This is a genomic window from Thiocystis minor (assembly GCF_016653465.1).
Classification (GTDB): domain Bacteria; phylum Pseudomonadota; class Gammaproteobacteria; order Chromatiales; family Chromatiaceae; genus Chromatium; species Chromatium minus.
In genome coordinates this window covers 1-22673 of the sequence record NZ_NHSQ01000092.1, presented here as the reverse complement: position 1 = coordinate 22673, position 22673 = coordinate 1, and the positions used below count along the sequence as shown (strand labels likewise).

At 62.2% G+C, this 22673-nt stretch carries 15 protein-coding genes; 9 read left to right on the top strand and 6 right to left on the bottom strand.

The window, feature by feature from the left end; genetic code table 11:
• The first annotated feature begins 3 nt into the window (after positions 1-3).
• The 5 genes from hisS to CCR95_RS13755 all read left to right on the top strand — a co-directional run bounded on the left by hisS (position 4) and on the right by CCR95_RS13755 (position 5393).
• Complete coding sequence (gene hisS / locus CCR95_RS13775) at positions 4-1257, top strand: histidine--tRNA ligase (RefSeq protein ID WP_201095321.1); 1254 nt, start codon at positions 4-6, stop codon at positions 1255-1257.
• A 65-nt stretch (positions 1258-1322) separates the two neighbouring features.
• Positions 1323-1946, top strand: coding sequence for a tetratricopeptide repeat protein (locus tag CCR95_RS13770; protein ID WP_201095319.1), 624 nt, complete (start codon positions 1323-1325; stop codon positions 1944-1946).
• Positions 1947-2045: 99 nt separating this feature from the next.
• Positions 2046-3320, top strand: coding sequence for an outer membrane protein assembly factor BamB (gene bamB, locus CCR95_RS13765; RefSeq protein ID WP_201095317.1), 1275 nt, complete (start codon positions 2046-2048; stop codon positions 3318-3320).
• 112 nt (positions 3321-3432) lie between these two features.
• Positions 3433-4830, top strand: coding sequence for a ribosome biogenesis GTPase Der (gene der, locus CCR95_RS13760; RefSeq protein WP_201095315.1), 1398 nt, complete (start codon positions 3433-3435; stop codon positions 4828-4830).
• Positions 4831-4868: 38 nt separating this feature from the next.
• Complete coding sequence (locus tag CCR95_RS13755; RefSeq protein WP_201095313.1) at positions 4869-5393, top strand: hypothetical protein; 525 nt, start codon at positions 4869-4871, stop codon at positions 5391-5393.
• A 54-nt stretch (positions 5394-5447) separates the two neighbouring features.
• Here CCR95_RS13755 and CCR95_RS13750 read toward each other — a convergent pair whose 3' ends face one another.
• On the bottom strand, positions 5448-5828 hold the full coding sequence (locus CCR95_RS13750; RefSeq protein WP_201095311.1) for a GxxExxY protein: 381 nt from the start codon (positions 5826-5828) through the stop codon (positions 5448-5450).
• 118 nt (positions 5829-5946) lie between these two features.
• Entirely contained in the window at positions 5947-10032 is a 4086-nt protein-coding gene (gene hrpA, locus CCR95_RS13745; RefSeq protein WP_201095309.1) for an ATP-dependent RNA helicase HrpA, read from the bottom strand.
• Positions 10033-10423: 391 nt separating this feature from the next.
• Between hrpA and CCR95_RS13740 the strand changes: the two genes are divergently transcribed.
• A complete protein-coding gene (locus CCR95_RS13740) occupies positions 10424-11368 on the top strand; it encodes an ExeA family protein (protein WP_201095302.1) in 945 nt (314 codons plus the stop codon).
• 106 nt (positions 11369-11474) lie between these two features.
• Here the strand turns inward: CCR95_RS13740 and CCR95_RS13735 are convergent, their stop codons facing one another.
• Both CCR95_RS13735 and metG read right to left on the bottom strand, forming a co-directional pair.
• The gene (locus tag CCR95_RS13735) at positions 11475-13556 is read right to left on the bottom strand and encodes an EAL domain-containing protein (RefSeq protein ID WP_201095300.1); all 2082 of its coding nucleotides are present in this window, start codon (positions 13554-13556) and stop codon (positions 11475-11477) included.
• 182 nt (positions 13557-13738) lie between these two features.
• Positions 13739-15781, bottom strand: coding sequence for a methionine--tRNA ligase (gene metG / locus CCR95_RS13730; protein WP_201095298.1), 2043 nt, complete (start codon positions 15779-15781; stop codon positions 13739-13741).
• A gap of 260 nt (positions 15782-16041) precedes the next feature.
• On the opposite strand from metG, the gene CCR95_RS13725 reads away from it, so the two are divergent.
• Positions 16042-17811, top strand: a complete 1770-nt coding sequence (locus CCR95_RS13725) for an SLC13 family permease (RefSeq protein WP_201095290.1) — start codon at positions 16042-16044, stop codon at positions 17809-17811.
• Positions 17812-17842: 31 nt separating this feature from the next.
• On the opposite strand, the gene CCR95_RS13720 is transcribed toward CCR95_RS13725, so the two are convergent.
• Positions 17843-19054 carry a restriction endonuclease subunit S gene (locus tag CCR95_RS13720; RefSeq protein WP_207188627.1) on the bottom strand — a complete coding sequence of 404 codons (1212 nt, stop codon included), beginning with the start codon at positions 19052-19054 and terminating at the stop codon, positions 17843-17845.
• A 114-nt stretch (positions 19055-19168) separates the two neighbouring features.
• On the opposite strand from CCR95_RS13720, the gene apbC reads away from it, so the two are divergent.
• The gene (gene apbC / locus CCR95_RS13715; protein WP_201095287.1) at positions 19169-20260 is read left to right on the top strand and encodes an iron-sulfur cluster carrier protein ApbC; all 1092 of its coding nucleotides are present in this window, start codon (positions 19169-19171) and stop codon (positions 20258-20260) included.
• Between the two features lie 438 nt (positions 20261-20698).
• On the opposite strand, the gene CCR95_RS13710 is transcribed toward apbC, so the two are convergent.
• The gene (locus CCR95_RS13710; RefSeq protein WP_242523241.1) at positions 20699-21904 is read right to left on the bottom strand and encodes a transposase; all 1206 of its coding nucleotides are present in this window, start codon (positions 21902-21904) and stop codon (positions 20699-20701) included.
• A 278-nt stretch (positions 21905-22182) separates the two neighbouring features.
• Here CCR95_RS13710 and CCR95_RS13705 point away from each other — a divergent pair.
• The coding region (locus tag CCR95_RS13705; protein WP_476718525.1) for an IS4/Tn5 family transposase DNA-binding protein at positions 22183-22673 on the top strand (491 nt) is incomplete at its 3' end.

The following is a 22673-nucleotide window of genomic DNA, read 5'->3' as shown; positions in this document are numbered from 1 at the left end:
AGCATGACTAAATATATTCAAGCTATCCGGGGGATGCATGACATTCTGCCCGAACGCATCGCGATCTGGCATCGGATCGAGGACACGGCGCGCCAGGTACTCTCCGGCTACGGCTACGCCGAGATCCGCACCCCGCTGGTCGAGGTGACGGACCTGTTCAAGCGTTCCATCGGCGAAGTGACCGATATCGTCGAAAAGGAGATGTACAGCTTCGAGGACCGCAATGGCGACAGCCTGAGTCTGCGCCCGGAGGGCACGGCAAGCTGCGTGCGCGCGGCCATCGAACACGGTTTGCTGGTCCAGCCTCAGCGGCTCTGGTACCGTGGTCCCATGTTCCGCTACGAGCGCCCCCAGCGCGGGCGCTATCGGCAATTCCATCAGATCGGAGTCGAGGCCTTCGGTCTGGACGGCCCCGACATCGACCTGGAAATGATCCTGCTGACGGCGCGTCTGTGGCGCACCCTCGGTCTCAATGGATTTCGGCTGGAGATCAATTCGCTCGGCGATCCGGACGAACGTCTGGCCTATCGCGAGCAATTGGTCGCCTATCTCGGCGCCCATGCCGATCAGCTCGACGCGGACAGTTGCAAGCGTCTGCACACCAATCCGCTGCGCGTCCTGGATTCCAAAAACCCTCAGACCCAAAAGATCGTCGCCGCCGCGCCCTCGCTGATGGACCATCTGGGCGAGGCGACCCGCAGCCATTTCGAGCGGATCCGCCACGGGCTCGACGAGGCCGGTGTCGACTATCTGGTGAACCCGCGTCTGGTGCGCGGACTGGATTATTACAATCGCACCGTCTTCGAGTGGATCACCGACGATCTGGGCGCCCAGGGCACCGTCTGCGCGGGCGGACGCTACGACGGTCTGGTCGAACAACTCGGCGGTCGGTCCACGCCGGCGGTCGGTTTCGCGATGGGGCTGGAGCGTTTGGTGGAGCTTCTGGAACTCGCCGGACATGCCGCCGAGCCGCCGGTCGATGCCTATCTGGTCGCGGTCGGCGACCGGGCGCAACAGGCCGCCCCAATGCTGGCCGAACGGCTCCGCGATGCCGTTCCCGCGCTGCGGTTGATGACTCATTGTGGCGGCGGCAGTTTCAAGAGTCAGTTCAAAAAAGCCGACAGGAGTGGCGCGCGTTACGCGCTGGTGCTTGGCGAGGTGGAACTGGAACGCGACGTGTTTGGCGTCAAACCCTTGCGCGAGGAAGGCGAGCAACGCGAACTGGGGTTCGATGAGCTGGTGGCGTTTTTAGGCTAGCGGTTGGCGATGGGTTTCGCTTCGCTCTACCCATCCGACGCATCTTCTTTCTGACGGAGAACGCAGTGAGTTACGAAACCGACGAAGAAAAAGTCGAGGCCATCAAAAAGTGGTGGAAGGAAAACGGCCTGTCCGTGATCGCCGGCGCCGCGATTGGCCTCGGATCCATCTACGCCTGGCGTTTCTGGACCGATCATCAGCAGCGTGTCGCCGGTCAGGCGTCCTCCGCCTTCGAGCAGTTGCTGTCCAACGCCGCCATGAGTCAACCCGAGGCGGTCGTTAAGCAGGCGGAACTGTTGAAAGACGAATTCGGCTCCACGCCCTATGCAAGCTTAAGCGAGCTGGTCGCGGCCAAGGCGCTCTATCAGGCGGGCGATAGCGCCGCCGCCATGCGCGTGCTGCGCGAGGCGATTGGCAAGGCGCCGGATCCGGCCATCGCCCGTATCGCGGCCCTGCGGCTGGCGCGCATCCAGGTTGCCGAAGGTCAGTTGGACGAGGCTGACGCGACCCTGTCCGCCCACGATAACAGCCCCGCTTTCGCCGGCGAGTTCGCCGCGGTCCGGGGCGATCTCGCCGCCGCGCGCGGCGATGCGGCCGCCGCGCGTGCGGCCTACGAACAGGCGATCGAGCAAGGCAGCGGTCTGTCGCAATTGATTCGACTCAAGCTCGACAACCTCCCCGCCGGGTAGTCGGGCGCGAGGACAGACCGAGTGGATCGCGCACACAACCCTCCAGTCATCACGATTCATCGTTCATGATTCACGAACTTCCGTCACGGATACGCGTACATGGGATTCCAATGCAGATCGACGCTCACGCGTCTAGGGGCGGTTCTCTTGGCCGCGTTGCTGGCGGGATGCGGATCCATCCCCTGGTTTGGCAAGGATAAGGATCCGACGCCACCGACCAAACTCTCCAGCGTCGTCCAGGAAGTCGCGGTCAACGTGCTCTGGTCGGCGCGACCCACGCGTGGCAGCGACGGACGGCGTCTCTATCTCGTGCCCGCGCTTGCGGCCAGCCATCTGTATGTCGCCGACGCGCGCGGTCGCGTGGTGTCGATCGCGGCGGAGACGGGGCGCATCCTGTGGGAACGCGAGACCGGCCTGACGTTCAGCGGCGGACCGGATGTCGAGGGCGACCGCCTGGCGCTCGGCACCAGCCAGGGTGAGTTGCTCGTCCTGTCCACGCAGGACGGTCGCGAGCAATGGCGTGCCCTTCTCGGCAGCGAAGTCCTGTCGGTGCCGCGTTTCACCGGAGACGGCAAGCTCGTCGTTCATACGCTGGACGATACCCTCTACGGCCTGGATGCCGCGACCGGTAAGGAGCTGTGGCGGATCGCTTATCCCGCGCCGGTCCTGACCCTGCGCGGCAGCAGTACCCCGACCATGACGCCGAGCGGGATCGTCGTCGGTCTGTCCGGCGGCAAACTGATCAAACTCGATCCACAGGATGGGACGCCGTTGTGGGAGGTTATCGTTTCGCGCCCGAGCGGCCGCTCGGAACTCGCGCGCATCGCCGACATCGACGCCGATCCCATCCTGATTGGCAACACCCTTTACGTCGGTTCCTATAACGGCGACCTGGCCGCCGTCGACGCCACCACCGGCGAAGTCCTCTGGCGTCGCGAACTGTCGGCTCACGCCGGGCTCGCCGCCGAGGGAACCGGTCTCTTCGTCACGGACTCGCAGGATCGCATCTGGGCGGCTGACCTGGACTCCGGCGCGGGGCGCTGGAAACAGGAAAACCTGCTCTATCGTCAACTCACCGCCCCGGCACTGGTCGGCAATCTGCTCGCGGTCGGCGATCTGGAAGGCTATCTGCATCTGCTCAACCAATCCGACGGGCGTCTGGTTGGCCGGACTCGGATCAGCAAAAAGGGCGGAATCACGGCGCGCCCGCTGGTGTCTGGCGGACGTCTTTACGTTTATGCGAAAGACGGCACGCTCGCCGCCTTGACCGTTGGTGCGTCGTCCGTGTCCAAGGGGCGCGACAAGGGGGCCGACGCAACCCAAACCGCTGTGCCCGTCGACAAACCGGTTGCATCCTCCGACGAGGCGCCATGAGCCGCGGTCGATCCGCGCGGAGGCGGTTTTCCGGACATTGCCCGCACCGATCGGAAGACCCGTTGCGATTCCTTATATCTCCATCCGTCATTCGCCATCGAGCCCAACGCCCATGCTTCCCGTCATCACCCTGATCGGCCGTCCCAACGTGGGCAAGTCGACCCTGTTCAATCGGCTCACCCGCACCCGTGACGCACTGGTCGCCGATTTTCCGGGACTGACCCGTGATCGGCAGTATGGGGTCGGTCAGATCGGGCCGAAACCCTATGTGATCGTCGACACCGGCGGCATCGGCACCGCGCCCGAGGGCGTCGAGGCACTGATGGAACGCCAGGTGCTGCGCGCCATCGACGAGGCCGACCACCTGCTGTTCATGGTGGACGCGCGCGACGGCTGTTCCCCCGAGGACATCGAGATCAGCCAGCGTCTGCGCCGGCTGGGCAAGCCCATCACGCTGGTCGTCAACAAAAGCGATTCCACCGATCCCACCTTCGCCACCGCCGATTTTCATCGGCTCGGTCTTGGCGAGCCCTGGCCGGTGTCGTCCACCCAGGGCAATGGGGTCCGCGAGCTGATCGATCGGGTCTTCGAGCAACTGCCCGAGGCGGAGGGCTCGATCGATGGCGAGGACACTCAAGAAGGTATTCGAGTGGCGGTCGTCGGGCGTCCGAATGCCGGTAAATCGACCCTCATCAACCGCTTGCTTGGCGAGGAGCGTCTGGTCACCTTCGACCTTCCCGGCACCACCCGCGACAGCATTTTCATCCCCTTCGAGCGGCTGGGCCGACATTACACCCTGATCGACACCGCCGGACTGCGCCGCCGGGCGCGGGTTCAGGAGGCGATCGAGAAATTCAGCGTCATCAAGACACTCCAGGCGATCGCGGCGTCGAATGTCATCATTCTCGTGATTGATGCCCATCAGGGCATCGGCGAACAGGACGCCACGCTCGCCGGGCACATCATCGAAAGCGGCCGGGCGCTGGTGGTCGCCATCAACAAATGGGATGGACTGGACACCGAACAGCGCGAGCAGGTCAAGAGTCAGTTTCAACGCAAGCTCGCCTTTCTGGACTTCGCCAAACTGCATCTGATCTCGGCGCTGCACGGCAGCGGCGTCGGGCTTCTGCTCGACGAAGTGGAGCATGCCTACGCCAACGCCACCCGCGATCTCGGGACGCCGGTGCTGACACGCCTGCTGGAAGCGGCGGTGCAGGAGCATCAGCCGCCGATCGTGCACGGGCGCCGGATCAAGCTGCGCTACGCCCACCAGGGCGGACGCAATCCGCCGATTATCGTCATCCACGGCAATCAGACCGAAGCGGTCCCCGAGACCTACCGGCGTTATCTGATCAATCGTTTCCGCAAGGAACTCAAGCTGCTCGGCACTCCGCTGCGGCTGGAGTTCAAGACCGGAAACAATCCTTTTCAGGGCCGGCGCAATCAGCTCACCCCGCGTCAGGTCAAGCAGCGGCAGCGACTCAAGGAGTTCACCACCCGCAAGCGGTGAACCCGATTTCAGCGATGTGAACAGAAGGAGGATTCCGCATGAGCGCCATGCCCTCGGCCTATCGCGACATCATCGACCCGCTGATCGAGGTGGCTCGCGGCCTGCTCGAACAGGGCGAGTCACTGACGCCCATTGCCTTCGTCGGCAATCTGACCACTGGCCGAACCACTCCGATCGTGTTGCAGACCAGTAGCGAGGCGGAGAAAAATCAGTCCGTCGCCGCGATCCGGCAAATCGCCGAACTCCATGAGGCGGATTTCGTCTTCGTCCTGATGGAAGCCTGGACCCTGCCGCCGGACAAGGCGCGTCAGTTCGAGGCGATCCTGGAGCGCTATGGCTCGATCGGCGCCTCGCCCTACGCGGTGGACAGCGTCTCCTTCACGCTGGAAACGCGCCACGGACTCTGGGTGGCGCAGTGCAATCTCAAGCCAAAAGGCGTTTCAAAAAAGCGGCGGACCTTTGCCCCGCCCAACTTCCAACACTTCACCGACGTGCGCGGGCGGTTTGCCGATCTGCTTCCAGGAAAAGACGGGGAAGGCGAACCGCCGGCGACCCTGCATTAAACCGAGGTCCCTTGTTTTTTGTCCACGAAAGGCACGAACAGACACAAAAAATCATTACAGGATGATTCTTTGGATGGTTGCTTTGGGGTGAGAGCCGAAATTGACGAGGAGGCCGAGTCTGAGTTCGGTCGCTTTGAGATAATTCAGGATCTGGGAGGTGTGCTGGGTGTTGAGCGCGGACAGGGCTTTGAGTTCGACGATGATGGAGTTGAAGCAGATCAAGTCGGGTTTGAATAGTTGGCGAAGTGGTTCGCCTTTATACGTCAACGTGAGTGACTGTTGTGCGACAAAGGGAATGCCGCGTGCCAAGAGTTCTTTTTCCAGACATTCCTGATAAACCGCTTCGAGAAAGCCGCAGCCCATTTCCCGGTAAACATCAAAAATCGCGCCTTGGATCAGATAGCACTCATCCTTGAATAAAATATTGGTGGTCATTCAAGTTGTCCCATTTGCCGATTATTATTTGTCCACGAAAAACACGAAATCCACGAAAAATAATAAATTTTCGTGCCTTTTCGTGTTTTTCGTGGACGACTCTAGGATTTTCCCGGTTTCACAAACCCAACTCGCACCAACGGGTCTGAATGCGTTTGACCGAGACCGGAACGGTGGTGCCGAGCTGTTGGGCGAAGAGCGCGATGCGCAGTTCCTCCAGTAGCCAGCGAATCTCGTCCAAACGCGGATCCCCGTCGGTGTCGCTCAGGGTACGCTGACGCTCCGCTACGCGCTTGCGCCAGCGGGTTTGGATCTCGTCCATCTCGCGCATCCACTGTTGGTCGCGGCCGGGGGCATGCGCTAGGCGTTCCAGCCGCTGGTCGATCGCCTTGAGATAGCGCGGATAGTCCTTGAGATGCGCGAAGGGAATTCGCTGCGGGAAACCGCGAAAGATCAGCGCGTCGAGTTGTGCGCGAATGTCGAGCACGGAGGGTATCCAGTTGATCTGGGTGATACCGGCGAGACGCCGGCGCAGATCGTGATAGGACGCGAGGATGCCGCCAATCAGCTTGCAGACCTCGGTCACGGTGGGAAAGAGTCGATCCTTACGCGCGGCCAGGCGCTGTTCAAAGACCGCTTGAGTTCGGATGAGCGGCAGCCCTTCGATGAACGTCAGGTCAAGGATGAGCGCGATCAGTTCGTCGGCCAGATCCAACTCCTTGCTCGACTGGCTCTTGCTCGGGTTTCCAGTCTCCTGCGTCGCTGAGTCGCCGGGGTTCTTCGCGCTGGGCGCCTTGGCGTATTGCAGACGCATCCGATCCAGGTCGGTCAGTTGCTTGCGCAGTTGGCGCAGATCGGCCCCGAGATGCAGCATGACGAGTCGCCGCAATCCAGCGCGCTGCGCCGCCGCGGCGCTCTCCGCTGAATCCAGAATCTGAATAGCGACGCGGTCGCTGCGGTCGACCAGCGCCGGATAGCCGCGCAGCCGGATGCCGGCGCGGGTCAGATCGACCTGCTCGGGCAGATCGCCAAAGGTCCAGCGGGTGATGTCCTCGCGTTCGATCGGGCTGGATGACTGCTGGCTGAAACCCTGCCGGCCCTGACCGCCGAACTGGCGCTTGAGCTGAACCGGATCGTCGCCAACCGCGAGCGGTTTGCCGGTCTCGTCCACCAGCCGAATCTTCATGCGCAGGTGCTCGGGGATGACGGACGGATCCCAGGCATCCTCCGGCACCTGGATGCCGGTCATGGCCTTCAACGCCTCGGACAGCGCCTGGATCAGCGGTCGGTCGGACGGCTTCAGGCGCGCGACCAGTCGGGCGGCGGTGTCGGGGATGGGCACGAAAGTCTTGCGAAGCGGTTTGGGCAGACCGCGCAGCAGGGCGACGATGCGCTCCTCGATCAGACCCGGCACCAGCCAGTCGAGCCGTTCGCTGGAGACTTGGTTGACGAGCGGCAGCGGGACGACGAGCGTGACGCCGTCGGCGGCATCGCCGGGCTCGAAGCGGTATTCCAGGGGCAGCGCGGTGGCGCCGATGCGCAGGCTGTCGGGAAAGGATTGCTCGGTCACGTCCGCCGCCTCGTGCAGCATGAGATCGGCCATGCGCAGATGCAGCAGTTTGGGGTCCGTGCGCGTGGCTTGGCGCAGCCATTTCTCGAACTGAGGCGTCGAGTAAATGCCCGTCGGCACGCGGTCGGCATAGAAGGCATAAATCGCCTCCTCGTCCACCAGGATGTCGCGCCGGCGCGATTTGGCCTCCAGGTGATGAACGTACTCGATCAGCTCGCGATTGTGACGCCAGAAGGGCGCGCGGGTCTCGAAATCGCCCTCGGCCAGGGCGAAGCGCAGAAAGATCTCGCGCGCCTCGGCGGGATTGATGGGGCCATAGTTGACGCGCCGCTTCGGAACCAGCGTGACGCCAAACAACGTGACCTTCTCGAAGGCCGCGACCTGACCGGATTTAGCCTGCCAGTGCGGTTCGGAATAGCTGCGCTGGAGCAGATGCCGGCCCGCGTCCTCGATCCAACCCGGCTGGACCTGGGCCGCGATACGCCCGTACTGGCGCGTCGTCTCGACCCGCTCGGCGACCACCACCCATTTCGGCGGTTTGGCGAAGAGCGCGGAACTGGGATGAATGAAGAAACGACCGTTGCGCGCGCCCTGAAACTCGCGCTCGGCTTCGCGGAAACCGATGTTGCCCAGCAGACCGGTCAGCAGGGCGCGGTGGATGTTGTCAGTTGTCAGTTGGCAGTTGTCAGTTGGCAGTTGACCATGATCGGTCACGCGATTTTTGTTGCCTGCTGACTGACAACTGCCACCTGACATCTGATAACTGATCTCTGTCATCTGCTCGCGCAGTTGCGCATGGATATCGCGCCATTCCTGGACCCGGTTCCAGGAGAGAAAATGGCGTTGGCAGAGTTTGATGAATTTGTTTCGCGACAACTCGTGACGTTCCTTGTCGAGAAAGCGCCAGAGGTTGACGAAGGTGAGGAAATCCGACTCAGGGTGACGGAAGGTGGCGTGGATTTCGTCGGCGGCCTGCTGTTTGTCGAGCGGACGCTCGCGCGGATCCTGCACGCTCAGTGCCGCCGCGATGATCAGCATCTCGGCCAGACAGCGATGCTCCACGGCGGCGAGCAGCATGCGCCCGATGCGCGGGTCGACCGGGAGACGTCCGAGCTGCTTCCCGAGCGTGGTCAGCTCGCCGCGGGCGTCGAGCGCGCCCAGTTCCTCCAGGGTGCGATAGCCATCGGCGACCAGCCGGGAATCGGGCGGGTCGACGAAAGGAAAACGCTCGACGGCCCCGAAACCGAGCATCTTCATTTGCAGGATGACGGCGGCCAGGTTGGTGCGCGCGATCTCCGGCTCGGTGAAGTCGGCGCGGGACTCGAAATTGTCCTCGCGGTAGAGCCGGATGCAGACGCCGGAGGCGATGCGCCCGCAACGTCCCTTGCGCTGATTGGCCGATGCCTGCGAAATCCGCTCGACCGGCAGACGCTGGACCTTGGTGCGATGGCTGTAGCGGCTGATGCGCGCGAATCCGGGATCGATCACATAATGGATGCCGGGCACCGTGAGCGAGGTTTCGGCCACGTTCGTGGTCAGGATGACGCGGCGCGCGCTGTGCGACTGAAAGATGCGCGCCTGCTCTTGCGGCCCCTGGCGCGCGAACAGCGGCAGGATCTCGGTCGCGGGCGGGTGGTGCTTGCGCAGCGTCTCGGCGGTTTCGCGGATCTCGCGTTCGCCGGAGAGGAACACCAGCACGTCGCCGCGCCCGACCTGGGCCAATTCGCCAACCGCGTCCGAGATCGCCTGCTGCATGGCGTCGTCGCGCTCGCCGGCGTGTTCGTCGTCCGCTGGCGGACGGTAGCGGACCTCGACCGGCCAGGTGCGGCCCGAGATTTCGATAATGGGCGCGGGCTGGCCTTGGTCGTCGGCAAAATGGGCGGCAAACCGCTGCGGGTCGATGGTCGCCGAGGTGACGATCAGCTTGAAATCCGGGCGGCGCGGCAGGATGCCGCGCAGATAGCCGAGCAGAAAATCGATGTTGAGGCTGCGCTCATGGGCCTCGTCGATGATGATCGTGTCATACTCGGTGAGCAGGCGGTCCTGCTGGATTTCGGCCAGCAGGATGCCGTCGGTCATCAGCTTGATACAGGTTTCGGGACGGATTCGGTCATGAAAGCGCACCTTGTAGCCGACCAGACTGTTGATCGGATCGCCCCCGCGATCGGTCGCGCTCGCGCCTAGTTCCTGCGCGATCCGACTGGCCAGGGTGCGCGCGGCGATCCGTCGCGGTTGGGTGTGACCGATGCGTCCGGCCAGCCCGCGCCCCAGTTCCAAACAGATCTTGGGTAGCTGAGTGGATTTGCCCGAGCCGGTTTCGCCGCATAGCACCACCACCTGATGACGGGCGATCAACTCGGCCACTTCGACGCGGCGCTCGCTGACCGGCAGTTCCTCGGGATACTGGATCCTCGGCACCTGGGCCTTGCGTCGTTCTAGCAACGCCTGGGATTGCTGGATGTCCAGCCAGAGTTTCGCTAGTCTCTGATCGAAGGGCTGGGCAGCCTGCTGACTCCGCTCAGGGTGCGGCCGCTCGCGTTTGCGCAGCCCGCGCAGTCGTGACCGGAAGGATTGGCGATCGCGGATCAGACAGCGATCCAGGTCGTGTTCGGTGGGGAGGAGGCGTGAATTCAAGGTGGATCTGGCGTACCGAAGGAAAGTGGATTCGTGCCGGCAGCCAGAGTGCACTGCGGATCCGACAATCGGCTTGCGATGAATTTATCGGTTGCGGAAGTCACGTCTGGGTTGTATGACGCACGATGGGGTGAACGGGTGATATTCTACGCGAGCGCCGCGGACAAATTCCCCTAGTGCTTCGCTGCTCAAGTTCCGAGACCGATGCCTCCTCGTTGTCGTGATCGTGATCGTGGTCTCGACATGGCGAATATTCGATTACGACAACGACAAGGAAAAGGAAAAGGACAACGACCTGAAGACGGTCTTGGGACTTTCGCACAGTTGCACTAGGTCGAGCATGCCCCCCGACAATGCCGACAAACGCCCTACGGACCGCCTCTCAAGAGCCATGTATACAGAGTATTACGGTTTTTCCGACGATCCCTTCCGGCTCAGCCCGGATGCCCGCTTCTGTTTCAAGCATCGAGGTTTCTCCAAAGCGAAGGCGTATTTTCAGTATGCCTTGAAGCACGGCGAAGGATTCGTCGTCGTCTCTGGCAAATCTGGCACGGGAAAAACAACCCTGATCGACGATCTGCTCGGCGATCTGGAGCATTCTGACACGCTCAGCGTGCGCCTGGAGAGCGCGCAGGTCCAGGGCGATGACCTGTTGCGGCGGGTTGCCTTCGCATTTGGCATCGAGGCCAACGGCCTCGATAAAGCAACGATCCTGAATTTACTGGAAGGTCGTCTCCAGGAACGGATGCGCCATCACCAAAAAACGCTCCTGATTGTCGATGAGGCTCAAACGCTTCCGGCGAGCGCCTTGGAGGAATTGCGGCTGTTGACCAACCTGCGCTTGCAGGGGCGGCCTCTGCTGCAAATTTTCCTGGTTGGGCAGGAAGCGCTCACCGAGTTGATTCGCACTCCCGAACTGGAACAGTTGCATCAGCGCATTCTTTGTACCTGTCACCTTGAGCCTTTGCCGCTGGAAGACGCCCGGAACTATATCGCTCATCGCCTGCAATGCGCTGGCTGGTCCGGCGATCCCGTCATCGAGGCTGACGCCGTGCGCGCACTTCATCATGCCAGCCAGGGAATCCCAAGATTAATTAATAAATTCGCTAGCCGCCTCTTGCTCCATGCCAGCCTTGAGGAACTGCATCGACTCGGTCGGGAGCATGTGCAAACCATTTTGGCCGAGTTGAGCGATGAGCAATTGCTCAAGAGTTCCAGTTCCAGCGAGCGGCAACCGCCATTCAACCAAGACGAGGAAGTGGAAATTGCTGATATTGCAATGGATGCGGAGCTATGCTGGAATCTAGTGTATGAACCGACCCCGATGGGGGATTAGAAGCCCATCGACTCTACGCGCATCGAGATTCATGTATATACCGATGTCGATGTTAAACCGACGCATCGAACTGATGCTCGATCTTCCGTGAGTGGGGGCATGCGCGTTAGAACGTCTCGCGCATCGTACTCCCTGCTTTGGCACCAATGAAATCGTAGTCCATGCTGCCGGTTGGCGGCTGAACATAAGGCCCCTGGATGAGGTCGACGCCAGCGCTAAAGAGACGCCCAACGGCATCCGGTCCATCCACGCCGGTGGCGATGACCTTGGCTCCAGAGGCCTTGGCGGACTGAATAAGCCAGGTAATGGATTCCGCTTCCGGCCCTTGTACGACGTGCCTGCCGATCCGCGCAAAGTTTGCGTAAACCGCCTGGAGGACACGGCTGCTCCGTTCGCTGAAGTCGATCCCATTGAGACAGATCCGGATTCCCAACCGGTTGAGTTGGCTCGAACGTTGACTGGCGAGTTCCAGATGGGCGTTCGCCTCGGCGACTTCAAGCTGCAGGATAGGTCTCAGCCGGATCAGATCTCGGTCATTGATCTGGTCGCGTACCCAATCGACCCAATCCTCTTTCGCCACGACCGCAAACGACTGATGAATAAAAAGCTGGACCGGTTTGCCGGCGATCAGTCGATCCCGCATGGCATCGAGTCCAGCGGTCAACAGCCAGCGATCAAGGTCGGCGCCAGCATTCGCCCGGACCAGGAGCGGGGCGAAATCGGCCGGAGCGAGCAGTTCTCCATCGCCGAGGCGCACGCGTGGCGTCACCTCATAGCGCTCTCCCTCGGCACAGGTCAAGGCTACGATGGGCTCGAACAGCAGTTGAATGCGGCTGGCCCGGATCGCCTGCAGAACCGCGGACTGAAGCGTTCGGTCTTCCGCGGCCTGATCCCCGCGGTGATAGTGGCCAAGATCACGGTTGCCGCGCCGCAAGGCTAGGCGCGCGGCCTTGCCCGCGCGCGAGAGCAGCGTGACCGAGTCATTGCAGCCGCCGACCAGGGGATACCAGCCGCCGCCCAGGTCCGCGGTCGAGGTGCCATCCGCCAGCGCTTGTCCAACCTGATAGGTCAGGGCCTGGGCGAACTGGGCCAGCGTCAGATGCGTGTCGCGACGAATCAGCACGGCAATCGCGAGTTCGCCCGCCCGCGCCGCCAAATCGCCCTCCTCGATCCGGCCTGCGACCACCTCAGCCACCCGCTCCAGGGCTTCCGTGCCGCCGGCCAATTCCAGATACACCAGACCGCGTTGTCCGGACTGGCCGGCATTGGCGCCTCGCCGGTCGCCTGGCGGTTGGCCAGGCCGTGTCAGGCCGATCAATTGATCGAGTCGTTTTAACAGCCGTTCGCGTGTCGCCAACCCTGTCAGTCGGTCGATGGTCTCCGGTCCCTGCTGTCGGCGCGCCCGTTCCCTGACCTTGTGAAGCCGCTGCCGCACGCATTCCACCAAGCGGCCGGGCGCGACCGGTTTGGCGAGGAAATCGTCGCCGCCGATCCGCAGTGCCGCGATCTGTTGTTCCGGATCCAGCTCGGAAGACAGGAAAACGATCGGCAGATCGGCGAAACGGTCCTCTTCGCGGATGATGCCGGTGAGTTCGATTCCGGACGCGCCCGGCATGTGCAGATCCATCAGCACGAGATCCGGGGCAAAGCGATCAAGCGCCTGCATCACCTCCAGCGGGTCGCAGACCCGTTCGGTGACCATGCCCGCGCCCTGCAGAATCCGGGAGGCAAACAGCGCGGCGACCGGCTGATCGTCGACGACCAGGATTTTGTCCGGTGTCTCCCGACGTGCGCCGAGCAGCTGCGCGAGGCGATCAGCCAGTTCTCCAGTGTCTCGCGGGAGCGGCAGATAGACCTCGGCGCCCGCGCGCATGGCGGCGAGCCGGAAACGGATATCCTCGCGGTGGGCCAGGACGATCAGTGGGCACGCGGTCGGCTGGCCAGCCAGGATGCGGGCAACCAGCGGGCCGAGATCCTCTGGCTCGGATACCGATCGCGTATCGATCAGCAGCAGGGCGGGGGGCTCGATCGCGCATCGCGCCATCGCGTCGGCTGGGGTCGCGCAGGATTCGCACCGAATCGAGCGACGGTTCAGCGTCGCCTGAAGCGCGGCGGCGGCGTCCCGGTCCGGCGTCAGGAACAGAACCCTGCCGACAGTCTCGGTCTCGCGAAGCCTTGGAGTCAGCATGTTTAGGTTCCATCCCGCCAGGTTGAGGATCTGGAGTTGTCTTTTAAGAGGATGTCCGTAAGACGCCGGGGCTAAATGTAATCCGTTCGTGGTGAGTTTGTCGAACCAGAAACCTAAATCCGGCATTCTGTTTTTTCCGGTTCGACTGCTCTTTATTTGGATGAACGGCAGCAATGAACCCGCTACTTGACCTTCATCCCCGGCTCGGCGCCGCTGTCCGGGCTCAGGATGAAGAGGTCTTTCCCGCCCGGTCCAGCGGCCAGAACCATGCCCTCCGAGACACCGAAGCGCATCTTGCGCGGGGCCAGATTAGCGACTATCACCGTCAGCCGCCCTTCCAGATCCTTGGGATCGTAAGCCGAGCGGATCCCGGCGAAGACGTTGCGGGTTTCGCCGCCCAGATCGAGCGTGAGTTGCAGCAGTTTGTCGGCGCCCTCGACCCATTGTGCCTCGCGGATGAGCGCGATCCGCAGATCGGTTTTGGCGAAGGTATCGTAATCGACCGGCTCGGCGATGGGGTCGCGCGTCAGGTGCGGATTGGGTTCGTCCGTCACGGTCGTTGTCGCGCCAGTCGCGCTTAGGTCTTCTTTCGACGCCTCCAGCATGGCCGCGATCTGCGCCGGCTCGACGCGGATCATCAAGGGCTTGAAGGGTGCGACTTCATGGTTTAGCAGCGGGTCGGCGAGTGCCGCCCAAGTCAGCGGCTCGATCCGCAAAAACGCCTCGGCATCGGCGGCGGTGCCAGTCAGGATGGGGCGCAGATAGCCGATCAGGAGCCGGAACAGGTTGAGCCCCATGGAACAGATGTCTTGCAGCTCGGCATCCCGCCCCGACTGTTTCGCGACCACCCAGGGCGCTTTCTCGTCGATGTACTGATTGGCGCGGTCGGCCAGGGCCATGATCTCGCGCACCGCGCGGCTGAATTCGCGCCGCTCGTAGGCGTCGGCGATAGCGTCGCCGGCCTGGACGAACTCGGCGAACAGCGCGGGTTCCGACAAGGCGCCCGACAGCCGGCCCGCGAAGCGCTTGCCGATGAAACCGGCGCAGCGGCTGGCGATATTGACCACCTTACCGACCAGATCCGCGTTGACCCGCGCGGTGAAGTCCTCCAGATTCAGGTCGATGTCGTCGACATTCGGCCCCAGCTTGGCGGCGAAGTAGTAGCGCAGATATTCGGGGTTGAGGTGATCCAGGTAGGTCCGCGCCTTGATGAAGGTGCCGCGCGACTTGGACATTTTCTGACCGTCCACGGTGAGAAAGCCGTGAGCGAAGATGGCGCTTGGGGTGCGGAAGCCCGCGCCGTGGAGCATGGCCGGGAAAAACAGCGCGTGGAAATAAATGATGTCCTTGCCGATAAAGTGATACAGCTCGGCGGTCGAGTCCTTGGCCCAATAATGATCGAAATCCAGCCCCTCGGTGCGGTCGCACAGATTCTTGAAACTCGCCAGATACCCGATGGGTGCGTCCAGCCAGACATAGAAAAACTTACCCGGATGGTCGGGGATCTCGAAGCCGAAATAGGGTGCGTCGCGCGAGATATCCCACTCCTGAAGCCCGGCGTCGAACCATTCGTCGAGCTTGTTGGCCACCTCCTTTTGCAGGCCGTCACGGGTCCAGACCCGCAGCATCTCCTCGAAATCGCCCAGCCGGAAGAAATAATGATCGGACTCGCGCTGCTCGGGCACCGCGCCCGAGACTGCCGAGCGCGGATTTTTCAGCTCGGCGGGCGAGTAACTGGCCCCGCAGACCTCACAGTTGTCGCCGTACTGATCCGCCGCGCCGCATTTGGGGCATTCGCCCTTGATGAAACGATCGGGCAGGAACATCCGTTCGATCGGGTCATAGGCTTGGGTGATGGTGCGCTTGACGATGTGTCCGGCGTCGCGATTCCGTTCGTAGATGAGCGTGGCAAAATGCTGGTTTTCGGGCGAGTGGGTGGAATGATAGTTGTCGAACCCGACCCGAAAATCCGCGAAATCGGCCTGATGTTCCGCAGAGACGCGCGTGATCAGCGCCTCGGGCGTGATGCCCTCCTGGCGCGCGCGCAGCATGATCGGTGTGCCGTGCGCATCGTCGGCGCACACATACCAGCAATGGTGGCCGCGCATCTTCTGAAAGCGCGCCCAGATGTCGGTCTGGATATATTCGACCAGATGACCGATATGGATAGGCCCATTGGCGTAGGGCAGGGCGCTCGTGATCAGGATGTCGCGGGGTTGGCTCATGGGTGACTCGGCTGGCTCGATCAAAGGCTAAAGTATCGCATGAGCAGCGACCGCTGGACCATGGAGGCAGCGGCCGATTGACTGAGTGCGGTCTGAGGAATGGACAGGATGACCGGATTTTTCAAGATGCGCGGGAGCGGAAATCCCCTCTTCAAAATCCTGCTACTCTTGCGACATCCCGTGAATCCTGATCCTGATTGGACACCGATTCGTCGGGGCGAGCTTTTCCGAATATCACCGAAAGAAACTGGAGACACTGGATGACTTGGGATGCCTGGCTCGCTATCGCGGTGGTGGTGCTCGTGATCGGTTCGCTGGCGCTGACCAAGCTCGCCGCCGATCTGGTGCTGGTTGCTGGCGTGACATTCCTGCTGCTGACCGGCGTCCTCACCCCCGCCGAGGCGCTAGCCGGACTGTCCAACGAGGGCATGGTCACGGTGGCGGTGCTTTACGTGGTCGCTGCGGGTCTGCGCGAGACGGGCGCAATGTCCTGGCTCGCGCAGGGCGTGCTGGGCCGGCCCAAAACGCTCGCGCGCGCACAGTTCAGGCTGATGGCGCCGGTGATGACGATGAGTGCTTTTCTCAACAATACGCCGGTCGTTGCAATGTTTCTGCCGGCGGTTAACGAGTGGGCGCGCCGCAACCGGCTGCCGATCTCCAAACTGCTGATCCCGCTCAGCTATGCGGCGATCCTTGGCGGCACCTGCACGCTCATCGGCACCAGTACCAACCTGGTGGTGAACGGACTGATGATCGAGCACGGCGGGCTACCGGGCCTGGGCATGTTCGACATCGCCTGGGTGGGTCTTCCGGCCGCGTTGATCGGCATGCTCTATCTGGCCTTCTTCGGACGTTGGCTGCTGCCGGACCGCAAGCCGGTGATGAGCGACCTCGACGATCCGCGCGAATACACGGTCGAGATGCTGGTTGAGCCGGGCAGCCCGCTGGCCGGCAAGACCATCGAAGGGGCTGGACTGCGTCATTTGCCCGGCATGTATCTGCTGGAACTCGAACGCGATGGCGAGGTACTGCCCGCCATCGCGCCCCATCAGCGGCTTCAGTCCAACGATCGGCTGGTCTTTGTGGGCGTGGTGGATTCGGTACTGGATCTCCAGCGCTTTCGCGGTTTGGTGCCCGCCGGCGACCAGGTCTTCAAGCTCGATGTGCCGCGCCCGGAACGCTGTCTGACGGAGGCGGTGGTCTCGGACAGTTGCCCGCTGATCGGCAAGAGCATCCGCGAGGGGCGTTTCCGCAATCGCTACGATGCCGCCGTGATCGCGGTCGCGCGCAACGGCGAGCGCATCCAGGGCAAGATCGGCGATATCGTGCTGCGGCCGGGCGATACGCTGCTGATGGAAGCGGACCCCGGCTTTGCCGACCGTCAGCATAATTCGCGCGATTTCTTTCTGGTTAGCCGGGTTCCCGACTCCCGGCCGCTGCGTCAAAACCGGGCGCTGATTGCCATCGCCATCCTCACGGCGATGGTACTGGCCGTGACCCTGGAGTGGCTGCCCATGCTGCAGGCGTCGATGGCCGCCGCCGGTCTCATGCTGGTGACTCGTTGCCTCAACAGCGGCGAGGCGCGGGCCGCCGTGGACTGGAAGGTGTTGATCGCCATCGCGGCCTCTTTCGCGCTGGGATTCGCCCTGGAAAAAACCGGCGCCGCGCGCTTCATCGCCGAAAATATGGTTCAGCTCGCTCAGGGCGATCCTTGGGTCACGCTGGCGGTTGTCTATCTCGTGACCATGCTGTTTACCGAGCTGATCACCAACAATGCCGCCGCTGTGCTCATGTTTCCGATCGCGCTCTCGACCAGCCAAGCGCTCGGGGTGAGTTTCATGCCCTTTGCGATCGCGATCATGATGGCCGCGTCCGCCAGTTTTTCCACGCCGATCGGCTATCAGACCAATCTGATGGTGTATGGACCAGGCGGTTATCGGTTTTCGGATTATTTCCGGATTGGCATTCCGCTCAATCTGCTGATGGCGGTGCTGACGATCACTATCGCCCCGCTGGTCTGGCGTTTTTGAACTGAGCGTGCCGAGCGTTCTCGCGTCGCGTTCAAGCGGCGCTAGGGCCGTTTGGGAGCGATCCGTCGGCGGCTTCCTGACGCGGCGGGCTTTGATGCTCGGGTAGGTCGCCGGTTGCGAACAGCGCGGACTCGAAGGCGGTCCAGGCGGAGGCGCGCAGGGCGCGGGCTTCGGCGCGTTTGGCGGTGGCGGTTTGGCGGGCCGTTGTCAGGTCGGTTATCAATGCCTGCTGATCCTCGAGTTCGGGCAAGGGAAAGCTCAGATCCAAGAGCGCGGGCTTGGAGATGTTCTTCATGGTCGGCGAAGTTCCCGTCAGTCGCGCCTCGATCTGTTCCCGCACGCTGCACAACCGCATCACCTCGGGGAGAAACCTCGGTAGTAACCGACTGTTTTCGCGAAAACGCAGGCGAAAAATCTTGTCACACAGCATCAGTCTGGATCGCGTTTCTTCAATGTGGACGCAAGCGCCGACGTACCGGACGACGTTGGCGCGGCTGATCAGCACGTCGCCACTCTTGACCTCATAGGCCGCGCGAGGTGAAAGCCGCTCCGGCAGTTCCTTGTTCTGGCTTTGGTCGAAGATCCCGAACGACACTGCGCCAAGTTTCAAGACGCCCCAGCGGTCTTTCCCTGCCTGGTGATCGTGGCACTTTGGGCTCCAAACGTTTTCGAGATCGGCAACCACGTTGCCTAATCGCGTCACAGGCCAAATCCGCGTTGTCGATGCGTTTGGCTGCAAGGCTGCTCGCAAAATCCCCTCATGACTCCACCGCTCGATGTCCCTGAACCGCGCCACGAACACCAGGCGCTCCGGCGGGGGTGGCGGCGCGGCTACGCCGAGCGCGGTTTCAAAGGCGCTGACTCCAGCGTCTTCGACGGTCTGGGCTTCCTGCTCCAGCCTGGGGGCATGATAGAGAGCGGTGGAATAGGCATCACAAAGCGCGGTTTGCTCCCGGATCGGTGGTAGTGGGATTTCAAGCATTTCAAACACATCGAGCTTGACTTCGGTACGACCATCCGCGCCAGACCGATTAGCCCAAAGCCAATTCTTGAAATCCTTCGTTTGCAGCAGCAGCCGGAAGAAGCGCGCATCGAGACGGCTGATGTCCGGGGTATAGACCTTGAAGTGCGAGGTGACGACGACGTTCTCCCATCCCTCGGGCATGCATTCACGTTCTTTGTGGTTACGAGCATCGGGAAGCCGTGTCGAAGCTGGGGTTGAATTAGCAACTGCTGATACCATGCTACCGACAACGCTTGCATGCCACGGACGTTTTCACGATTCGTTGCGTGAACGTGCCACTTTCTTCGCGCTTCCGGCGGTTGCCGGGCGCGTCTACCGTCACTGGAGTACCCCATGTCCGAACCCACGAAAGAAGCCATCGAAGCCGCGATCAAGGAATATAAAGAGCCGCATCTGGGCCGCGATCTGATCGCCGCGCATTCCATCAAGGACATCGCGATCGAGGGCGGTCAGGTGCGGGTCAAGGTCGTGCTGGGCTTCCCGGCCAAGGGCGTTCAGGCGGCCATCGCCGAGGCGGTCAAAGAGAAGGTTCTGGGCGTCGCGGGGGTGAGCGCGGCAGACGTTGATGTGAGCTGGGAGATCAAGGCCCATTCGGTGCAAAAGTCGCTCAAGCCCATCGATAACGTCAAGAACATCATCGCCGTCGCGTCCGGCAAGGGCGGTGTCGGCAAGTCCACCACCGCCGTCAATCTGGCCCTGGCCCTGTCCGCCGAGGGCGCGACCGTCGGTATTCTGGATGCCGACATCTACGGCCCGTCCCAGCCGCGCATGCTCGGGATCACCGGCAAGCCGGAGTCGAAGGACGGCAAAAGCCTGGAGCCGATGAACAGCTATCACCTTCAGGCGATGTCGATCGGCTTTCTGATCGACGAGGAAACCCCGATGATCTGGCGTGGCCCCATGGTCACCCAGGCGTTGGAACAGTTGCTGAACGACACCAACTGGGCCGATCTGGATTATCTCGTCATCGACCTGCCGCCGGGTACCGGCGACACCCAGTTGACGCTGGCGCAGAAGGTGCCGGTCTCCGGCGCCATCATCGTCACCACGCCCCAGGATATTGCACTGCTGGACGCCCGCAAGGGGTTGAAGATGTTCCAGAAGGTCGAGGTGCCGGTGCTCGGGATCGTGGAGAACATGAGCATCCATATCTGTTCCAAGTGCGGTCATGAGGAGCCGATCTTCGGTTCCGGCGGCGGTCAGAGCATGTCGGACCAGTACGGCGTTGACCTGCTCGGCTCGCTGCCGCTGGAACTGCACATCCGCGAGGAGACTGACAGCGGCAAGCCGACCGTGGTGGCTCAACCCGAATCGCGCGCGACCGAGATCTATCGCGAGATTGCCCGCAAGACCGCCGCTAAGCTGTCGTTGCAGGCCAAGGATTACGCCGCCAAGTTCCCGCGCATCGTGATTCAGAACAATTAAACCGCTTAAGTCGCGTCGGCAATGGCCGCCGTCGTTTTGAGTGGGCAGCCAATTCGGCAACCATGTTGACGCACTCTAGGCGCGAGGCGAAACCTGGGAGCGCCGGCTTGCAGCCGGCACCTGGGGTCGCCGACATGTTGTCGGCCGTGGCGAAGCCAACCGACGGTGCGGGAGGCCCTGCCGATTCGTCCGACTGCAAGTCGGACTCCCCAGGTGCCGGCTCACTGCCATTAAGTTAAGCGCAACTTTTTGTATAATAGCTAAAAATTATCCCTTAGTAGAGATTTTAGCATGTTTAAAAAAACAATCCGTTGAAACCAGTCAAGAACTTATCGCCGATGAAGCGTTTAAAAACCGACATCGAAAAAGCGTGAAAGTCTTTATTCGTGAAACTCGATCTTCGAGTTTTTCGGGTTTGACTTTCAGTCTCGGCCTGGGCTAGGCGTGGGCACAGACCTGTTCCGCGCGGTAGCGTAAGGAGGGAGTGAGTTCTTGCCGGCCCCGGTCTCGACCACTCATATGCTTGCTGGAGGGGGCGAGCGGAAACAACGCCTTGACCCGTTCGGTAAACTGCGCGAGTTCGGCCGCCGGATCCTCTGCCGTCAAGAGTCCTCGTACGACATCGACCACGGCATCACCCCGACAGGCGTGTCGAAGGCTGCCCACGGTGCACGCGGGCGCCTGATGCTCCAGGCGGGTTCGTTGCTCGGGGTGAAGGAGGAGGGCATGGTCGAGCAGCAGGCTCAGGATCAGGCTTCGGCTTGACCCGTCTTCGTCCGGCTGTTTGGCCAATTGCCCCCATCCTGCATTGAGCTTCCAATACTCCAGAAACACCTCTATCAGCCATCTCAAGGTGTCGGTTTGGACGATGTCAAGCGTCCGCCAGCTTAACTCCGTGGCGACCAGATAGCGCGCCTCGGTTTCGCCCGGATACTGCAGGGCGATGACGAAGCGCTTCTTGCCGTGGGCGCAGACATGCACCCGGGCGCTGCTGACCGTCACCGTGATGGCTTCGCCCCCACGGCGGCGAATCGGCTGCGGCACACCGGGATACGCCGCGAAGAACGCCGTCAGCGGGCGCTCCCGGCCCCGGAAGCGCACCTTTTGATTGCCGCGCAATTGGCTGATCGTCTGGGCGCCATCGCATGCGGCGCTCGCCTGATCCAGGAATGTCTGCGTCCCGTACAGCGCATCGGCCAACACCGCTTGGATGCGCACCTGCGGATGGGCCTGGCGAAAAGCCGCGATCAGTTCCAAGAGCAATTGGCGCTTGCCGGGATAGGCCGGATCCGCCGCCGGCCGGGGCGGACGCTGGGCTTTCGCCACCTTCAACGCCTTCAACCGCTGCTCTTCTCGGCGCCACGCGATTGGCTTGGGATCCGGGCAGGCGAAGCGAATTCCCACGGGGACCGTCACCGTGGGCGTGATCAACACCAAAAAGACCAATTCCTGGCCGTTGAAATACCCGCCAGTCTTCTTGTCGTAAACCTTGTGAGCCCGATGAATCCGCTTCGTGCGCTTGGCGCGTGGCTGCGCGCTGTCGTCGCCGCTCAACACCCCTTCGCGAATCCCATACTGCGCCAGCACCACCTCGACACTGCTCTGCCAGACCCGCTCCCAGACGACTTTGGCGTGCCGGAACATCCACGACAACGCGCTGAACCGATACCCCCGAGTCCCGCTCGCTCAAAGGCTGACCAGCACACCGTATTGGTCAACAGCAGCCCCATCAGACAGAACTTCAGCCACCGTCGCTGGTCGCGACTCAACCCTCGCTCCGGCACATGGCGCTTCAACGCGACATCCAGGTCTTCTACATAACGCTCAATAAAAGGCAACGGATTGGCGAACATGGCGATAAATCTATCCCATTACACACAACTCCCCGTGTGCGGGTAAAATCGGTTTGAGCATTCACGTTCATTGGGGATCGCATGGGCTGGGCAGAAGACGAATTTCGCGGGATTGATCTGGGCGACGCACGCCGCGACCGACGGGCGGTGCAGTTGGTCGAGCGCTTGGCCGAGCGACCCACGGCGAGCCTTCCGGGCGCGTGCACTGGTTGGGCGGAGACCCAGGCGGCGTATCGCTTTCTGTCCCAGGAGACGCTCGATTGGATGGACATCCTGGAGCCGCATCGCCAGTGCACGCGCGAACGGATGGCGACCCAGCCGGTGGTGCTGTGCCTGCAGGACACCACCGAGCTGAACTTCAACGGCCAGGCCATCGACGGTCTGGGTCCATTGAGCTTCGAGGCGCAGCGCGGGATGTACTTGCACCCCACGTACGCCATCACCCCCGAGCGCGAGCCGCTGGGCGTGGTGGATGCCTGGATGTGGGCGCGGGAGCCGAAAGACCCCGACGGCACGCGTCCCGGGATCAAGGAGAGCGTGCGCTGGGGCGAAGGGGACGC